The organism is Grimontia sp. SpTr1, from assembly GCF_947387585.1.
Lineage (GTDB): Bacteria > Pseudomonadota > Gammaproteobacteria > Enterobacterales > Vibrionaceae > Enterovibrio > Enterovibrio indicus.
Genome location: NZ_CANDOD010000001.1, coordinates 387266 through 404326 on the forward strand (window position 1 = coordinate 387266; position 17061 = coordinate 404326).

General features: G+C 47.3%; 11 protein-coding genes. 6 read left to right on the forward strand and 5 right to left on the reverse strand.

The window, feature by feature from the left end:
• Window positions 1-57: 57 nt before the first annotated feature.
• Entirely contained in the window at window positions 58-1986 is a 1929-nt protein-coding gene (locus tag QL223_RS01855) for an EAL domain-containing protein (protein WP_281543686.1), read from the reverse strand.
• Between the two features lie 332 nt (window positions 1987-2318).
• Window positions 2319-3953, reverse strand: coding sequence for a methyl-accepting chemotaxis protein (locus QL223_RS01860; protein WP_281543687.1), 1635 nt, complete (start codon window positions 3951-3953; stop codon window positions 2319-2321).
• A 481-nt stretch (window positions 3954-4434) separates the two neighbouring features.
• Here QL223_RS01860 and QL223_RS01865 point away from each other — a divergent pair, with 481 nt between their 5' ends.
• The 5 genes from QL223_RS01865 to QL223_RS01885 all read left to right on the forward strand — a co-directional run bounded on the left by QL223_RS01865 (window position 4435) and on the right by QL223_RS01885 (window position 10702).
• A complete protein-coding gene (locus QL223_RS01865) occupies window positions 4435-4770 on the forward strand; it encodes a zinc ribbon domain-containing protein YjdM (protein WP_002541208.1) in 336 nt (111 codons plus the stop codon).
• A 148-nt stretch (window positions 4771-4918) separates the two neighbouring features.
• Entirely contained in the window at window positions 4919-6271 is a 1353-nt protein-coding gene (locus QL223_RS01870) for an AarF/ABC1/UbiB kinase family protein (protein WP_281543688.1), read from the forward strand.
• A gap of 99 nt (window positions 6272-6370) precedes the next feature.
• Entirely contained in the window at window positions 6371-7006 is a 636-nt protein-coding gene (locus QL223_RS01875; RefSeq protein WP_281543689.1) for a YdcF family protein, read from the forward strand.
• A gap of 130 nt (window positions 7007-7136) precedes the next feature.
• Window positions 7137-7916, forward strand: coding sequence for a DUF1266 domain-containing protein (locus QL223_RS01880; protein ID WP_281543690.1), 780 nt, complete (start codon window positions 7137-7139; stop codon window positions 7914-7916).
• The gene (locus QL223_RS01885) at window positions 7913-10702 is read left to right on the forward strand and encodes a J domain-containing protein (RefSeq protein WP_281543691.1); all 2790 of its coding nucleotides are present in this window, start codon (window positions 7913-7915) and stop codon (window positions 10700-10702) included. Before QL223_RS01880 ends, QL223_RS01885 begins: the two co-directional genes overlap by 4 nt.
• A 114-nt stretch (window positions 10703-10816) precedes the next feature.
• Here QL223_RS01885 and QL223_RS01890 read toward each other — a convergent pair whose 3' ends face one another.
• From QL223_RS01890 to QL223_RS01900, 3 genes are all read right to left on the reverse strand, one after another.
• Window positions 10817-11353 (reverse strand): hypothetical protein, encoded by a 537-nt coding sequence (locus tag QL223_RS01890; RefSeq protein WP_281543692.1) that lies wholly within the window; start codon window positions 11351-11353, stop codon window positions 10817-10819.
• Between the two features lie 273 nt (window positions 11354-11626).
• On the reverse strand, window positions 11627-13306 hold the full coding sequence (locus QL223_RS01895; protein WP_281543693.1) for an Hsp70 family protein: 1680 nt from the start codon (window positions 13304-13306) through the stop codon (window positions 11627-11629).
• An 85-nt stretch (window positions 13307-13391) separates the two neighbouring features.
• A complete protein-coding gene (locus tag QL223_RS01900) occupies window positions 13392-16385 on the reverse strand; it encodes a methyl-accepting chemotaxis protein (protein WP_281543694.1) in 2994 nt (997 codons plus the stop codon).
• A 171-nt stretch (window positions 16386-16556) separates the two neighbouring features.
• On the opposite strand from QL223_RS01900, the gene QL223_RS01905 reads away from it, so the two are divergent.
• Window positions 16557-16946: a hypothetical protein gene (locus QL223_RS01905; RefSeq protein ID WP_281543695.1), complete on the forward strand. Its 390-nt coding sequence runs from the start codon at window positions 16557-16559 to the stop codon at window positions 16944-16946.
• Window positions 16947-17061 lie beyond the last annotated feature (115 nt).

Genomic DNA, 17061 nt, shown 5'->3' on the forward strand with positions numbered 1-17061 from the left:
CCCCCTTTCTGTTATTTGCTTGCGGAAATCCCTCGTACCATGATCAATGCACTAGGGTTATCGAATAAATAGCTTTTCAATATCTGATTTACTCAGTGCCTGGTGATAATAATACCCTTGAGCGATATCGATATTGCATTCTGACACCAGGGAAATTTCCGTATCGTTTTCGACGCCTTCAGCAATGACCGTATAGTGCATTTCTTCCAATGCCTGACTGATGTGACGGTAAAGCACTTGCCCCGATTCGCTCGAAGTATTTTCTAGAAATTGGCGGTCTAACTTTACGAAATCGGCATTGAGGTTCGCCAGCATTGAGAGGCTGGAATAACCCGAACCAAAGTCGTCAATGGCCACGCTGAACCCTTCTTTTCTTAATCGGTTAATGACGTTCTGAGCTTTGCTTTGGTTCTGTATATAGCTGGACTCGGTCAGCTCAACCACGACGGGCAAGCCTTTCAAATGTGTAATGAATAAGTTGATATAGTCCCGATCTAAAAGTGCATCTACTGTCATGTTCATGCTGACTTTGTGTGTCAACATTCCTCTTTCCTGCCAGTCTTGTAAGTCGAAACTGAGTTGATCGAGCACCCAGCGGTCGATAGGCAAACTTAATCCAGCATCGTTGAAGTCTTCCAAAAATGAAGGTCCATAAAAACGGTCACCTTTTTTCAGCCGAAGTAAGGCTTCCATACCGATCAATTGACCCGTTTTCAGGTTGTATTGAGGTTGATAGAACAAGACCAATTCCCCCTCAATCAGTTGTTTCATGTGGGCATTAACTTTATCGAGTTTTTTGTCAAAGTTGAGTTGCGCTTCGTTTAGCAGTACATCAGAAGACGAGAGTACATTTGAGTTAAGGCGCAACTTCCGGATTAATGCGTCTCTCACCCCTTCATTACTCTTGTCTTCAAAATGTTTGATAAAGGGGCGGTAAATGGCGACTCCCAGAGTGATTAGAGCGATCTGTAGTAAAACAGCAATCACATCCCCACCTGTTATTAGCCAGGCATTCATAAATATGGGTGTGACCCAGGAAATCGGCTCGCTAAGGATTTCTACTGGTATGAACGAGAGAAAAGTGTAGGCCAGTACATGATTGACCAAAGGGACAAGCACAAAAGGAATGGCAAGGGCAGGGTTATAAATCACCGGTAAACCAAAAAGCAGGATTTCATTGATATTCAGGACTGCAAATGGAATGGAAATTTTCACCACCGCACGGCCATGCGAGCTTTTAGAAAACAGCAACAACGCCAGAATAAGTGACCATGTACTGCCAGCGCCGCCATAGACCACGAACAAATCGAAAAAGTTAGCGAAAGGGATATTGGAAACGTATATATCCGAAACGAACTGTGTATCGAAAAAGGTGTAGTAGGCTGCAGCGCCGTGAATACCGGTAATCCAGAAAAGGTGGATAAACACGGTGTAAGAGAAGGCTTGTAGCTGCATGGGGAGACTGGCAACCCATTCGACAAAGGGTGTAAAAGAGACCAAATGCAGTTTTGGTACCAGGAACACTGCCACAATATAGATGATGATATATGGCAGTGTGGCGTCGACATTCCGTGTCAGCGAACGGTTTAAAATCCCTTTGGGATCAATGGTGATTCTCAGGTACTTGTTCAGCAGCACATACATAACGCAGACAAAGATGGGAATTGCGATTGCCTGCGGTAATACAAATTTGTCTGTCAGTTCCAACCCGGCTTCGCCCAATTGAACAAATCCAGAGAACTTAAAAAACAACAGGACAGTGAGAATGGTGGCGTGGACCCGCTCATAAGAAAAGCCAAGCGCCAAATGCGAAGCTAAAGACATGGCGAGAAGCGGCGGGAAACTCAGATCGAACATTTTCGACAGGGTGTCCGCGGTATCTATATCCAATATCCCAATGTGCTGATTGATGATATAGAAAACAATCCAGAGTGAACGAAGAAACATGTAAGGAAGAAGGGCCAAAACCGCTTCACGAAAGCTCATTGCGAATATCTTCAACGCCGACATTCTTTGCATAGCGAGCACTGAATAGACTCCTGACAGATTACTATCCCCCTGTAACACCAAAAGATTTTTTGGTCATATTCGACGGGGTTATTAAATTTGCTTCATGGTATCGCTAATGATCGTGGTGATATGTGCAGCTTTAGAGACTGAGAGAATGTTTCATATCTGGACAACCTGAATCCTGCATTTTCAGGGCGTTTGGGTATAGTTAAAAACACCTAAGGAAAAAACGAACAAAGCCCCGTAATGGGGCTTTGTTCGTTCTCTTGCCCGGCAGTGGGCGGACAGGGAGAAAAGGGCTTATATGGTTAGATGGCGCTGGATACCTTGAAGCGACTCACTGAGCTTCTGAACTTGCCCACCAAATCATTGACCTCACGGGCTGAACCCTGAACATCGGCCGCTGATTCATGGTTATTGGCGGCCATATCAGCAATGCCCTGAATACGGCGCGCTAACTCCTGGTTTGCGATGGTTTGTTCATGCAATGAGCGTGAGACCTCTTCAATGATATTGATGAGATCCATCGATTTCTGATGCATTTCGCGTACAGATTGTTCTGCCGAGTGAGTTTGCGACATATTATCGCTGACCACAGAGACACTGTCTTCAATGTGACTGACAGTGGTTTCAATGCCGCTTCTGAGCTCTTGAATCGTTGAAGCAATTTGTTTGGTGGAATCAGAGGTACGAACCGCAAGGTTACGCACTTCATCGGCCACAACAGCAAACCCACGCCCCTGATCGCCAGCGCGTGCTGCTTCAATCGCAGCATTCAAGGCGAGAAGGTTGGTTTGTTCTGCGACGTCGTTAATCACGCTGATAATACCTTCAATCTCTTTTGAATGCTGGTCGAGTTCTGCCACGGCTGAACTTGAACGCTGAGATTTCTCAGACATCTGATCCATATTGCTGATGGTCAACTGCATGGTATTGGCGCCTTGCTGAGCCTGAGCACCATTCTCATTCGACAGTGACTTCATCTTGTCAGCGTCATGGGAAATGGTATTGATGCTGGCGGCAAACTCTTCTACCAAGGCTGCGATGCTCCCGGTATCTTCAGATTGCTGAGTAGACGCACCAACGATGTGATTGGACAAGGTTTCCAGTTTGGTCACTTCGCTGTTGAGTTGGTTGGCACCTAGCGCAATCCCTGTCAGCGTCTCTTCAAACGCATTCATCAGGTTGTTGAACGCACGGCCAAGATCTGTGATTTCGTTTTTGCCTTTCAGGCGTGAGCGCACGGTGAGATCCAGGTTTCTCTCAGCATTCTGGAACTGGCGCTGCAACGTACTCAAAGGTGTAGTGATGCTTCGGGCAATAGTGAATGAAATACTTGCTAATACCAAAGCCACCGCCGCCACAATTAGCAGCATCTTGCGTACATCCTCGAAGAAAATGGCATCAACATCATCCACATACAATCCAGTATTGAGCACCCATCCCCAAGGTTTGAACGGCAGAGAGTAAGCAATTTTTGGGTAAGGTGTTTCATCGGCACCGGCTTTCTTCCAGTGATAGGTAACGAACCCACCGCCATTTCGGGCTTTTTTCACTTGTTCCGCAATGATGTAAACACCGTTAACGTCTTGAAGGTCAGTGAGATCTTTACCGTTCAGGTTGCTCGCAATAGGGTGGTGCACCATGGTGGACTTCATGTCATAAATCATGAAATAACCGTTGCTGCCGTAGCGCATCGCATCCATGGCTGTGATCGCCCGTTGCTGTGCTTCCTCAACCGAAATCTCTCCAGTCTGGGACTTTTGGTATAGGCGGGTAACCAGACTCTCGGCAGTTTCTACCAATACCTGAATCTGATTTTTTCGCTCTTCGAGCATGTTATCTCGCTTGATGATCAGCGAGATGGTGGTGACTGAAACCAAAGACAGCAGGGCAATCACGATGATCAACGATAAACGTTGCCTGATGGACAAGGCGTTCATGTCTCTCTCCCTAAAGACTAAGTGTTTAAAATAATGGGCTTTATCAAAAATGATTCTAGCAACTGGTTTCACATTTGCTTGCTGTCAAAATTGCTGAATATGTTGCAAAAATGTCACAGAGATAATATGGCATTCTGTCTGACTAGATAGACAAAGGGCTGCGGGCTTTTAACTTGTAAATTCATAGCCGGAATGAATTTATTATGACGAATTAACATTTTTCTGAAATGTGATCCGATGCATTTAAATGTAAGGAAATGGATCGTTCAGTTATGCGGCTGTAGGCAATAGTGTGGCTCGATTTTCACCTAACTGTTGCAAGTGAAAGGCTAAATAATCTTAAACCCGGAAAAAGTGTGTGCTTATCACGTTTCGCTATATGCGAAGCTAGGGGTTTGGTTTAGACTAGCGCCTCTTTGTACCAATTGGACTGACGATTTAGTCCAATTGGTATTCTCCATCCTTACCGAGGTGATCAATCATGTCTTTACCAAATTGCCCACAATGTAACTCTGAATACACTTACGAAGACGGCGCGCTGTTCGTTTGCCCTGAGTGTGGTCACGAGTGGTCTCAGGATGCATCTGCAGATGCAGAAGAGACGAAGGTAATTAAAGACTCTAACGGCAATGTTCTTCAGGACGGCGACACAGTTACAGTGATCAAAGACCTGAAAGTGAAAGGATCGTCACTGGTTGTTAAAGTGGGTACTAAAGTGAAAAATATCCGTCTGGTAGACGGTGACCACGATATCGATTGTAAAATCGACGGCATCGGCGCAATGAAGCTGAAGTCTGAGTTCGTGAAGAAGGTTTAAACCCTCACTGACCCTGAAAGAACCGCGCTTTTTAGCGCGGTTTTTTTGTATCTTGGGTTTATACCCAAACAACATGAAGATGCCCAGTGAACGATTCTCTGTTCGGTTCGTACTGGTTCAAGGAAAAACAACAAAAAGGACACACATCGTGGCTGAGTACGACGACGGTAAAAAGGTTCCTACCCATCGAATGAGCAGAGTCGGTATGTTTGGCTCTGTGGTCACCAAAGTAGCGACCAACATGGCGGCAGAAGGTGCCAAGCAATTGATGGCAGGCAAGCGCCCGAAAGCCAAAGACCTGCTGCTGACTCCAAAGAACATTTCTAATATTACCGACCAGCTTGCACAGCTTCGTGGCGCAGCAATGAAAGTTGGCCAGTTGTTGAGTATGGATGCGGGTGATGCTTTGCCAAAAGAGCTCACCGATATCCTCGCCCGACTGCGTTCTGACGCCGCGCCAATGCCTGCAAAGCAACTTGCTGATGTATTGGCGAGCGAGTGGGGCACAGATTGGCAGAAACACTTCCTTTCCTTCAAATTCAAGCCTATCGCTGCAGCATCAATTGGTCAGGTACATTTCGCTTATGACGACGACGGTTCGGAACGGGCGGTAAAGGTGCAGTATCCTGGCGTAAAGAAAAGCATCAGCAGCGATGTCGATAATGTCGTCACACTGTTTCGCCTGACAGGGCTAGTGCCTAAAGAAGTCGATTACAAAAGCCTGCTTGAAGAAGCTAAAAAACAACTTCATGCCGAAGCGGATTATCAACTGGAAGCCGAACATGCCAAGGTGTTTGGTGAGCTGTTGAAAGAGGATGACCGATTCGTCGTGCCTTCAATCAATGATGCGCTGACCACGTCGTCGATATTGACCATGAGGTACGAACAGGGCGAACAGATTGAAAATCTCGGTGATTTGCCAGATACGGAGAAAACCGAGCTTGTTTCGAATCTGTTTACCTTGTTGTTCCGCGAAGTGTTCGACTTCCAACGTGTTCAGACCGATCCCAACTTTGCCAATTACCTGTACCAGCGCGAAACCGGAAAAATCGTCTTGTTGGATTTTGGCGCAACCCGTTTGTATTCAAACACAATAAGTCAGGGCTACCAGAAGCTGTTGACGTCAGCGATGCACAACGACAGGGAAGGGGTGGCGGACGCCATGTCCCAAATTGGCTTTTTCAGCGAGCATATCTTTCCAGAACAAAAAAACGCAGTGGTGAATTTGGTGATGACGGCCTGTGAGCCTCTGCGCCATAACGGGCCCTATGATTTCGGCCACAGTGATCTTGCCAAGCGCATTCATGATGCCGGCATGGCACTGAGCACCGAGCAAGGGTATTGGCACACACCACCCGTGGATGCACTTTTCCTTCACCGGAAAATCGGCGGTTTGTACCTGCTCGCAGCGCGTCTTGGCGTGAGTGTCGATTTACCTGAACTGTTTGCCCCATTTGCTTGGGAATCAGAGTCTGAGCTTGCCAAAGTGGTGGCGAATTAACCATTCGCTTCCGAATTTCAGAAAATGCGTGTCATTGCTTTGAAATGAAAGGGCGTTAGGAGTATTGGTATCCATACATCGTTATCTGGGAATACTGAAATGCCTGCACGTCTATATCAACATCTTGAAACCATCTGGAATTACCACCTTATGGGGCATGAAGTTAAGCCCGCAGACTGCCTGTTTGTATTGTGCAGCAATGATTTGAGAGTCGCTGAGCACGCCGCCGACCTTTACCGTCGAGGAATGGCACCTTACGTACTGGTGTCCGGGGGAAGAGGCAGGTTTACTGAAGACGTTTTCGAAAAATCGGAAGCCGAAACGTTTGCCGAGATTTTGCGTGATGAGGGTGTGCCAGACAGAGCAATACTGCTGGAAAGCCAAGCCACCAACACAGGTGAAAACGTGACGCTGTCACACAAGGTATTGTCAAAGAAGGGATTGACGTTCAGCCGTTTCATTCTGGTGCAAAAGCCTTTTATGGAGCGCAGGGCTTACGCGACGTTTCTAAAACAGTGGCCTGATGACGTGGAAAGCGTTGTTTGTACTTCCCCGCCAATCCCGTTCCTGGAATATCCGACGGCAGACCTTACGTTTGACCATGTTGTTGAAGCCACAGTGAGTGATTTCGAGCGCATTAAGGATTACCCAGCCCAAGGCTTTCAGATTGAACAAGTGATTCCTGATGACGTTATGTCTGCCTATAACGAGATTAAGAAAGCGGGACTTTGGTGAGACAAGGGAACACTTAAACTGAGCCAGACTGCTCAATGCCCGATAACCTGATCCATCTCACTACACTTTAACGCCCGAAAACGTCATCCTGAGCTAATTGCATGAAGCAATTAAGAAAAGCAGGCTCAGGATGACAGCGCAAACTCCTTACACATTCGACTTGTCCTTGCCCCATTGCCAATGGTGGCTGGCGATAACTTCTCCCCAAATTAGCTATAACCGTGGCGAATATGACTACGACTTGCCCACCCTAAAACGCGATGCAGAGGATCCGGAAGCGTGGGGGAAAAGCTTTGCTGATAGCTGGGGGATTGAAACCCGCCGTGAATGGCACCAGATGATCCATCGTCTCGCAATGGGGGAAGTTCACGGTGATGTCTGGGAAGGAGAGTTCGGACGCCGCGCCTGCATGAGCGCCAATGAATGGCAACAACGTATCGACAGTGTGCAGAATGAGGTCGCTAAGGCTGAAATGCAGTATCTCGATGCGGCTTACCGCCACGTTGGTATTGCCGGTTTTAAAGCGTGGGATTTTTGCCGTGGTTCTTTTCTTACCCGTGCTGGGTTCAGTGCGGGCAAAGTAACCCAGGAAGAATTTGCCTTCCTGCTCAACTATTTCTGTCTTCAAGTTCAAAAGCACTTCTCAAGCTGGGAACAATACAGTCAGAGCTTCATTTTTGGTCGCAACTATTGGGAATATATCAACGATCAAGATGAAGATATCGACAACGTCAAATACCTGCTCAATAACGGTTTCTATATCGGATTCAGTAATTTCTTTCAAAGCCTTGAGCAAGACAAAGACTGTCCCATTCCCGCTTTGGAATGGAGCACCGTGCTGCCGGTGATCCCTCAGCCGGAATCACTCCGCGCGTTGTTGAGTGAAGAAGAAGGGGAGACACAGTCATGAACATGTGGGAAACCCTCGACCTTGAACCTACGCAAGATGAATCGGTCATCAAGAAGGCGTATCGCGTCAAGCTTCGCCAACATCACCCAGAAGACGATCCAGAAGGATTCAAGCGGGTACGCGAAGCGTATGAAAATATTCTTCAATGGCTGAAAGACGGCGCTGATGACAATGGAGAAACCAACAGGGAATCAGCCCCCGAAAACCCAGAAACAGCGACAGAACACCCGCACATCAGCGCGTTGAAAGCACTGCTTCAAGATGCGTCAAAGCGGATGGAATTGACGAGCTGGAAAGTCTGGACAGAAACCGGCCAGATGCTGCAAATCGATGAGCAGCAGAAGATCTCAGACGACGCTGTTACTCTGGTGTTAGCAAACCGCTGGTTGCCCCCCGCGATCATTGATGTGCTTTGGCACGGTTTAAGTTGGAATCTCTTGTTAAACGGAGACCAACAGCAAGTTGAACTGGGTGAATTTCTCGATGAGTGGCGACAGTTTCCCCTGTCTGTCTCCCTCGAAGAGCTGGCTCAGTTGAGTGCACAAGAACAAAGGGCTGTACTGAGCTTTTTGCGTCCTCTTCATATTGCACTGTCACGTGGGCAAGTGGATGCGTTGCACTATCACCTGCAGCAGCCGCTGACGTTTGTCATGCCAAACCTGCTCGATGTTCAAATCAGCCTCCTTAAAGCGCATGTCGCTATAAAAACAGCGTCATCGTCAGTCGTCGAGGCCTTGGTGTCTGAGCTTATTGAACGCCCGGCAGAAACCCTCACGCTCGCTCAATGGGAGGTGATTGCGGAGGCAGCCAAGCTTACCGGTCATTCAAAAGCGATCGAAATAGTGACGGAAAAATTCCTTTCACTCAAAGCCTGGTCTGAGGCCGCCGATCTGCAGTATTTCTCCGCACTCAGTCAAGATCGCCTATTGGCCTTGGTATTGGCATGTTTACGTCAGCGCTGGAACCCGCTGCCACCTGTATTTTGGCGCAATGAGCGAAAACTGTTAGAGGTACCCGAAAGCGCCCCAGAAAAACTGATGTATGACTGGCTTTGTGGTCAGCTTGTTGGGCATGACAATAATGCGATTAGCCACAGATTGGATTTTACCGGCGCAGAGGGACCCTTAGCGTTGGTCGTCAAAGTGCTGTGGGCGATGCATTCCGGAAGCTGGGCATGGATGAATTCGCTCAAGCAAGCGTTAAAGCAGGAATTGGAGTCATTGGGAAATGGCAGTGAACGTGTCGCCATTCTTCTCGCGCAGCAATGCTTAAAAGAAGTGATGGAAACGCAGGGTGGTTCTGAAACGCTACAGCAAAAATTAGCGCACTATGAAACCGACGCCTTCTTCTCACAAGAAGCCCTGACCATGGAGGAGCTAAGTTCACTATCCAAGGATGATTGGCTCGAGTGCATTCGTCGCCATCCTTTGCTGCCTGACACTTGGTATCGACAGTTGGAGCAAGCGGAAGTTTTGGTCATGGAAGAGCTTCATGAAAGCAATATGTATCCTTACTATGCAGATTCACTCTGTTTCTATCGAAGTGCCAACCCGCAGTATGAGATTACCAGTGTATGGCAGAAAACTGCGTTTGAGGGCGTTTTTGACTGGGCGCTGATGTTCTTTTCCCACCTCGGAGCAGGTGGGGCACTCAAGCAACCGGTAATGGATACCTTGCCACCACTGCCTGAACGGCAACTTAGCGGGCCGATTTCGCTCATTCTGCCTTTTGCCGCCAAGCCTTATGACTATCTGCCCGAGAGTATCGATGCTTTTAACCAATTCCCTGAACAGTTTGTCTATCGGCTGGTGGTTGATAGCCAAGTGTCGTTACTGATCGAAAGTGAGAGTATCGAGACGTTAATGGAAAGGGCTAAAGCGCGTGATCTTTGCGCCACTATCGCGCTTTCCCGTCTATTGGCCGAGGAGCATTTTGACGAAGCGATTGTCTTTTGGAATCTGGTTGCAGCCAACCTGGATGCCAATCCGCATTTCCATGTGGTGGTGGACTGGCAACAACAAACTCTCATTCGATTAAAGCAAGAAAAAGGGTTGGCGAAAGAGACTTACCATTACGATAAGCCAGAGTTTATTCATGCGATGATCACCACAAACAGGGCTTGGTTTGCGCCACCTGAAGAGTTTGAAGAACATTCACCAGAAGACGAAGCGAAAGACTTCCATTACCCCATGTGCATTCTTCTCACCCAACTGCATTTAGGGCTGGAGGGAGATGGATACAACATGGCTTCGCTCAAAGCGCTGGCAGACAGGCGTAAAAAGCAAACTGAACTTCAGCAGGAAACCACGGACGTAGCCGTTGAGTTCCTTGACGAAATGTATCGTCAGAAGCTAGAGAAAGACATCGCTGAGAAAGGCGAGAAGGCGGCAACTTACAGCAAAACCAAGTTGAAGTTTCTCTCGTTCGTTTTCTTTGCGGCCTGGGTATTTGTTTTCCCAATGACTGTAATGGCGGGATTTGACGTCTCTCAAGAAACGTTGGGAGGCATGGTCATCTTTCTGTTCATCACCCACAGCCTTTTAGCTTGGCAGGTTTCACGTCCTATCATCACCAAAGGCAACAGGAAGAAATATTTGTTTTACAGCGTATTCACCTTGCTGGCGGCCATCATATTCCGCTCAGTCTTCCTCGCTTTCGTCAATGTTATTACCCACTACATGACAGCCAATGGGCTGAATGATCTTTACTCCCGGGGAGGTTGGGATAGAAAAGTGGTGGCAAGAAGGGAGATCAATATGAGGAAAGTGTTGGGGTTTAAGGATTAGAGAATGGAAACCAATTGGGCATAAGTTGGAGTCAATGTGGGATTTACTCAAAAAGGAGAAGCTGATGAAGTATAAATGCGAAGTCAGAGCTTCTCCTTACTATTTTGACGCTTTTTAGTTCAGGCTTTTAATTCTATCAATAATAGTGTTTGATAGAGCGTTGAAAAATACTATCTCATCTTCTTTACTTCTTAATGAACCGCCTAGCACTTCTAAATTCATTTTAAACCCCCCGCTATATGTGAGGTTTCTCTTAGAGATAGTTGTTAGCAAATCATTTCCATCATAAATTTCTATGTCATAATCGAAATTAGGATAAATTAGGGAGTCAGATGGAAATGGCGTTTGATCACCTGCAAATCTTCTATGATAAGTCATTGTTATTTTCAAAGTATTCATTGTAGGATCTGAAGATATTAGGTTGGCCTTTTTTAACTGACCTTTGATATCACTCGAAACCCTATTTTCAATTTCATTGGCAGTATGATATGTAATTTCTGGAGTCACACGTTCAATTAACTTAAGAGATATCTCTTTGATTTGAAACTTTTCTGTTGTATCAACTGAAGGCGCTTTTTGACTACTGCTACATCCCGCGATTAATACCAAAGAGAATAAAGATAAATAAATGCTTTTTAGAGACATTTTCATTAGGTTTCCCATTTCGTTATGTAGTGAAGTATGAGCTAGTTGGTTTAACTTACTAGCTTTCAATTTGGTAAAGCACTAATTGATAATTGACCAAGTAGCGTTTATTTCAAGTGAAAAGTGATCTCAAAGTATTTGCAATGGATAAATTATGAGACTGGGCGATTTAATTACTTTACACTTAAGAGTGATTTCATAATTTTAGCGGTAATAGTGAATATGAGATAAGATCCTCGGAGAGAAACTCGGAGTGTATTTTGAATAAAAGTCACCCACTCAACTAAATCCCAGAACCTTTAACTGCTTATCAACCGACTCTCTCGCTTCGCGAATGATGCGCTCATCCTGGCTATTCAAAGCCAGTGTGAAGGCAACAATAAGCTCCTCTACCAACTGGCGTTCTTCTGCGAGTTTTTCTTCGTAGAGGCGGTTGAGCTTTTCTGACATCGCAATGTTAGGCAGTTTGTCGCGGGGGTGGACTTTCAGCATGGCGAGTCGTTCGCGGCTGGCGGCCTTGTCGTCTTCATTCATGCCAACAGGGGTGCGGTCGATGACCTTCTGAGTGTTTTTCTGTGTCGACAGTACAGTCACATCCACTTCCAACAGACCATTGATGTCATAACTGAAACGTACATCAATCGCTTCTTCGCCCGCTTTGTTTTCTGGCACGGTCACTTCAAATTCGTTGATGAAGATATTCTCGCGAACCCAGTAGCGCTCACCCTGATAGACCGCAATTCTTACGACTGTTTGGTTATCAGTGGTGGTGTAGTAACGCTCAACACGGGAAGTAGGGATGACGGTATTGCGCTCAATGATTGGGCTGAATACATCCACCTGACCATTGCGGTTTGAAGCGATGCCGAGGCTGAAAGGGGAGACATCTGTCAGCACAATTTCCTCGACCGCTTCATCGCGCAAACGGCACGCCGCTTGAGTGGCAGCGCCCATAGCAACGACCAAGTCAGGGTCGATGGAAATCTTTCCGAAACGTCCAATCAAACGAGTGGCGAGTTGTTGAACCTGACGCAATCTCGTGGCACCGCCAACAAAAATCAGCTCATCAATATCTTCCGGTGTAATACGCGCATCGCTCAATGCCTGACGAAGTGGCTGGGAGAGTCGCAACATGGTCTCCTTCCAGATTTCATCAAGCATGAATGGGGTGAGTGACATTGACTGGGCAAAGGGTTCCGGCAGGTTAATGACAACGTCGCCTTCGCCGATTTTCTTGGCGCTTTCACAGGCGCTGATGATCTTTGCCATGTCATTCAGGGCAATATCACCGTCATCGGTTTTGACTTTATCGATGACATAATCAGCTAGCTTGCGGGTGAAGTCTTCACCACCAAGACGGTTATCGCCAGCAGAGGCGCGCACATCAACAAAACCGTCAGCATGCTCCACCACGGTGACATCAAAGGTACCACCGCCAAGATCGAAAACAAGAAACCGGCGTTCATGAGATTCGTGAAGGCTGTATGCAAGACAGGCAGCAGTGGGTTCGTTGATCAGGCGAACAGCAATCAGATCAGCCAGTTCTGCAGCGAGGTGAACCTGTTTGCGTTGTTGATCGCTGAAGTAAGCGGGAACGGAGATAACGACTTCGCTGATGGCATGACCGAGAAACGCTTCCGCATCCGCTTTGAGTGAACGCAGGATGAGTGCACAAAGCTCTGTGGGCGTGTAACGCTGTTTGCCGAGTTGGTATTGCTTGTCGGAGCCAACGTAACGTTTAAAAGCAGCAGCGGTTTCCTGAGGGCGGGTCACCAAACGAGAGTGCGCAGCATCACCCACCAACACCTGTCCGCTGTCGTCGATACTGACAACTGAAGGGGTGAGGAAGTGGCCAAGGGCATTGGGGATCAGTTCAGCGTTTCCATTTCGCCAAACAGCAATCGCGCTGTTGGTGGTGCCTAAATCAATGCCGATCGCCAATTCGTTTGGAGCTGTCATCCTGTACATCCATGTCCATCGTTACTCTGCACAGGGTAACAGCAGAATTTTCCGGCTTAAATGATCGATATCGAGACTTGAGGGTCTAATAATTAAATCGACCAATCATACGGTTGAGGTTTTCAGCTTGTTCGTTTACCCCATCCATATTGCTGTTGATGCGATTCAAAATACGCGCGCATTGTTGAATGTTGTCACCCACACCAGTCACCCCTTCTGAGGCTTCCCTGACGCGGTCAAACTGCGCTTTGATAGAGATGTTCACCCGTTCAAAATTGGCACAGACTTCGCTATTCGATTGGGTGATTTTTGATAGCAACTCACCGGACAGATTCACCTTCTCCGCGCCCAACGCGACACGGTTATCAGACTCTTTAATCAATGATGAAATCTCTTTCGCTGCATCAGCGGAGCGTTGGGCCAGATTTCTCACCTCACCGGCTACCACAGAGAATCCACGTCCTTGCTCGCCAGCTCTTGCGGCTTCTACGCTGGCATTGAGTGCAAGAAGGTTGGTCTGGAAGGCGATCCCTTCGATGGTTTCGATGATGACCTGCATTTTACGGCTGGAATCCGTGATGGACTTCATCGCATCTTCCACTTCTTTCACCAGCACTTCGCTCTCATGGGCGTGGTCCAGTGCCGTTTGGGAGACAGAAACGGAGACTTTGGCGTGATCCAATGTTTCTTCAATATTGCTGCGCATCGCCGCCATGCGCAGCGTGACATCTTTCAAGCCTTTGACTTGCGCATCTAATTGACGGTTCAGATCCGACACCTCAGCATTGGTTTCTTCTGATTTGTTGGTGGCGGTTGAGGCAGACGTTTGAATCTCCTGCACCATATACGCCAGGCTAATGATGGTGTCGTTAATGCCTGATTTCAGCTTCTGGTAATCGCCAGTCACTTTATGGTCGAAGGTTTCAGTCAAATCACCTTTGGACAGCTTTTCCAATATCTGTTGAGTGTGGGCGAGGGTGTCGTCAATGTTGGTTGCTGATTGATTCACTGCGTTTGCCAATTCGAGCAAATCGCCCGAGACGCCTTCTGTCTGGCATCGAGCCGAAAAATCACCTTCTGACACCTGGGCCATGACGGTGACAATATTGGCAACCACCCCGTTAATGGAGGTTGAGGCGCGGTTCACCGCTGTTTTCATTTCGTCCAGTTTACCTTCAGCTTCAATCGACGCCGTTTGTCCGAATTTCCCTTGGCTAATAGATTCCATCACGCCGCAGATGTTAACGATGACGCCTTCTGTATTGGCAATAGATTGGTTGATGGACTCTTTAAGGGAAGCAAGCTCTCCGGCGGCAGGCGTGGTGATGCGTTTGCTGTAGTCACCGACTTCAAGGGATGACATCACCAGCTTGGCGTCTTTGATAAAGGCAGCAGTGGCGCGGGCTGAACTGTTAACCTGTGTTTTCAGTACATCGAGTTGCCCTTTGGCATCAGTAGTCACTTGAGAGCTGAAATCACCTTGTTCGATTTTCGCCATCACATGACCAATGCCTTTCACGGTGACTTCAATTTCGCTGGCAAATTCATTGATACTGAGTTTGAGTTTCTGCAAATCGCCAGCCATGTCGGAGTTCACGCGCTGTGAGAAGTCGCCTTCAGAAAGGCCTTCCATGGTGTTGGAAATGCTGCCGACGGCAGTGTCCAAAGACGCCAGCATGGTATTGAGCGCCTCAGCTGCCTGTCCGGTTTCATCTTTGCTGTGTACATTGGCGCGATCAGAAAAACGCCAGCTTTGACGAAGACCAAGAATAAAAGCCGAAAGCTCTTGAATCGGCCTGGCAATGAGTTGGCCAAAGTGTTTGGCAGAAAATAGCACCAAAGCGATAAGCACCAGTGCGACTACAAGATAAATAAGTTGCAGGCCAGTGATGGCTTCCAAGGCTTCGCTGACATCCTGTTCTACGATGATCACCCAATCTGCGTTATCACCAATCTGTATTTTTCTGAACACGGTAAAGACATCGTGATCGCGGTAATTCAATCCATGAATCGCGGTATCAGGAACCTGAGATTGGCTGCTAAGCGCCGTTTCGATCGCTACTGTATTGATGGTTTTGTTATCTCGAAACGCTGATTCGACCGTCATGTCTTCGCTAAGAAAGGTGTCTGAACGCAGTTTGCGGTCAGCGCCGACGATATAAGATTCTCCCGTGGCACCCAGTCCATAGCCTTTGCTCATCACAGTGCTGATCTGCCCAAGTGGCAATTGAACAATCAGCGCGGCTTTAGGCACGCCATTCACATACACAGGTGTGGCTGAGAACGCAGCTGGCGCATCGTAAGATGGCAGGTACTGGCTATAGTCATGAAAGACGGTGTCGACTTGCTCGCCATTAAGCAGTTTGCTTTTGAGTGTACGGTACACCTCGCCCAAACCGGAGTTCGCATAAGGACCTTCAATCAGATTGGAGGCGAAGTCGATCTCTTTGAAAACGGAGTAGACCACGTCACCGGAAGAGAGGCTCACGAGAAAAATGTCGTAAAAGCCGAAGTTACTCAGGTACTGGCGGAAAGTGGGATGAAACCGCTTATGAGCTTCATCGTAGGGAGTACGCCCAGCCTGACGGAGCTGGTCTTTCTGTCCTATGGGGTAGTGATTCTTCACAATGTAGGCATGCTGCAACGCAATCATGGTCGCGTTGGCGCCTTCCATCAGTGAGTCGGTCTCTAATGTCGAGTCTGTTTCAAATTGATAGGTCTTGGCAAAGCTATCTTCATAAAACGCTGCGAGGTCTTGCATCTTTTGCTGGGTGCTTTCTTCTGGATATTCGCGAAAGGCTTCCAGAAAAGGCGTAATGGCGTTCACTGTCAGCGGATTTTGGGCAATGCTTTTTAATACTGCGTTGGAGTTTTGAAAGTAAAGTTCGACCGAGTCTGCCTTTAACTGAGCAATGGCTTGAAGGGATTCACTTTTCTGCTGTTCGATGGAATTGGACGAGCTGTAGAGACCGATAAACGCTGTAATGATGGTGGGTACCAGACCAATCAAACAGAGGATGACGGTCATCTTCTTTACGAGTGCATAATCCTCAAATTGTCGTTTCCAATTTTCGAGCACAGGTCGCCCCCTCCGAGTCAAATCAGTGTCGCATTGTTAAGAGTGTAGGAAGAAAACCCGCTACTGTGTAATTAGACAGGCACAATAGTTAATGAATTTTCAGTAACATGCGCGGTCTTATGGATAGATTCAAATTGAGAGTTTTTATCAGTGAGTGAAAAATCTTCCGACATGGACAAGAATTACGCGATTCTGAACAAGCCACTTTCCTTCGTCATCCTGATGTTGGGCATGACATTTGGCGTGCTAAACCTGCAGTTAGTGCTGGGGGGCGAAGAGCAAAGCATTTGGATGAATGCCTTGTATGGTTTTCTGGCGTTTGTCGGCATTCTTGTTTCTTTGTTCTGGGTGTTTGATTCGAAAAATACCCGTGTGACCGACGAGTATGTTGAGAAGGGTAAAAATCGAATTCACTGGCGTGAGGTCACAAGCTCTAAATCGAATGACTTTTCTATTGTCATTTCTGCTGGCGAGAAACGTATTGTGGTGAATTATTATGCCTACCGAGACCCGGAAGGCTTGATGAAGGAAATCCAGTCCAGATTACCCAGTAAGGTTTAAATGACTCTTTCTAGGAAATACGCGGCAAGCTGAACAAAAAATGCACAAATGAAAAAATGGCAGTAAAAGCCAAATTAATTGCACCTTATTGGGGCAGAACCTCTCTCCTAAACGG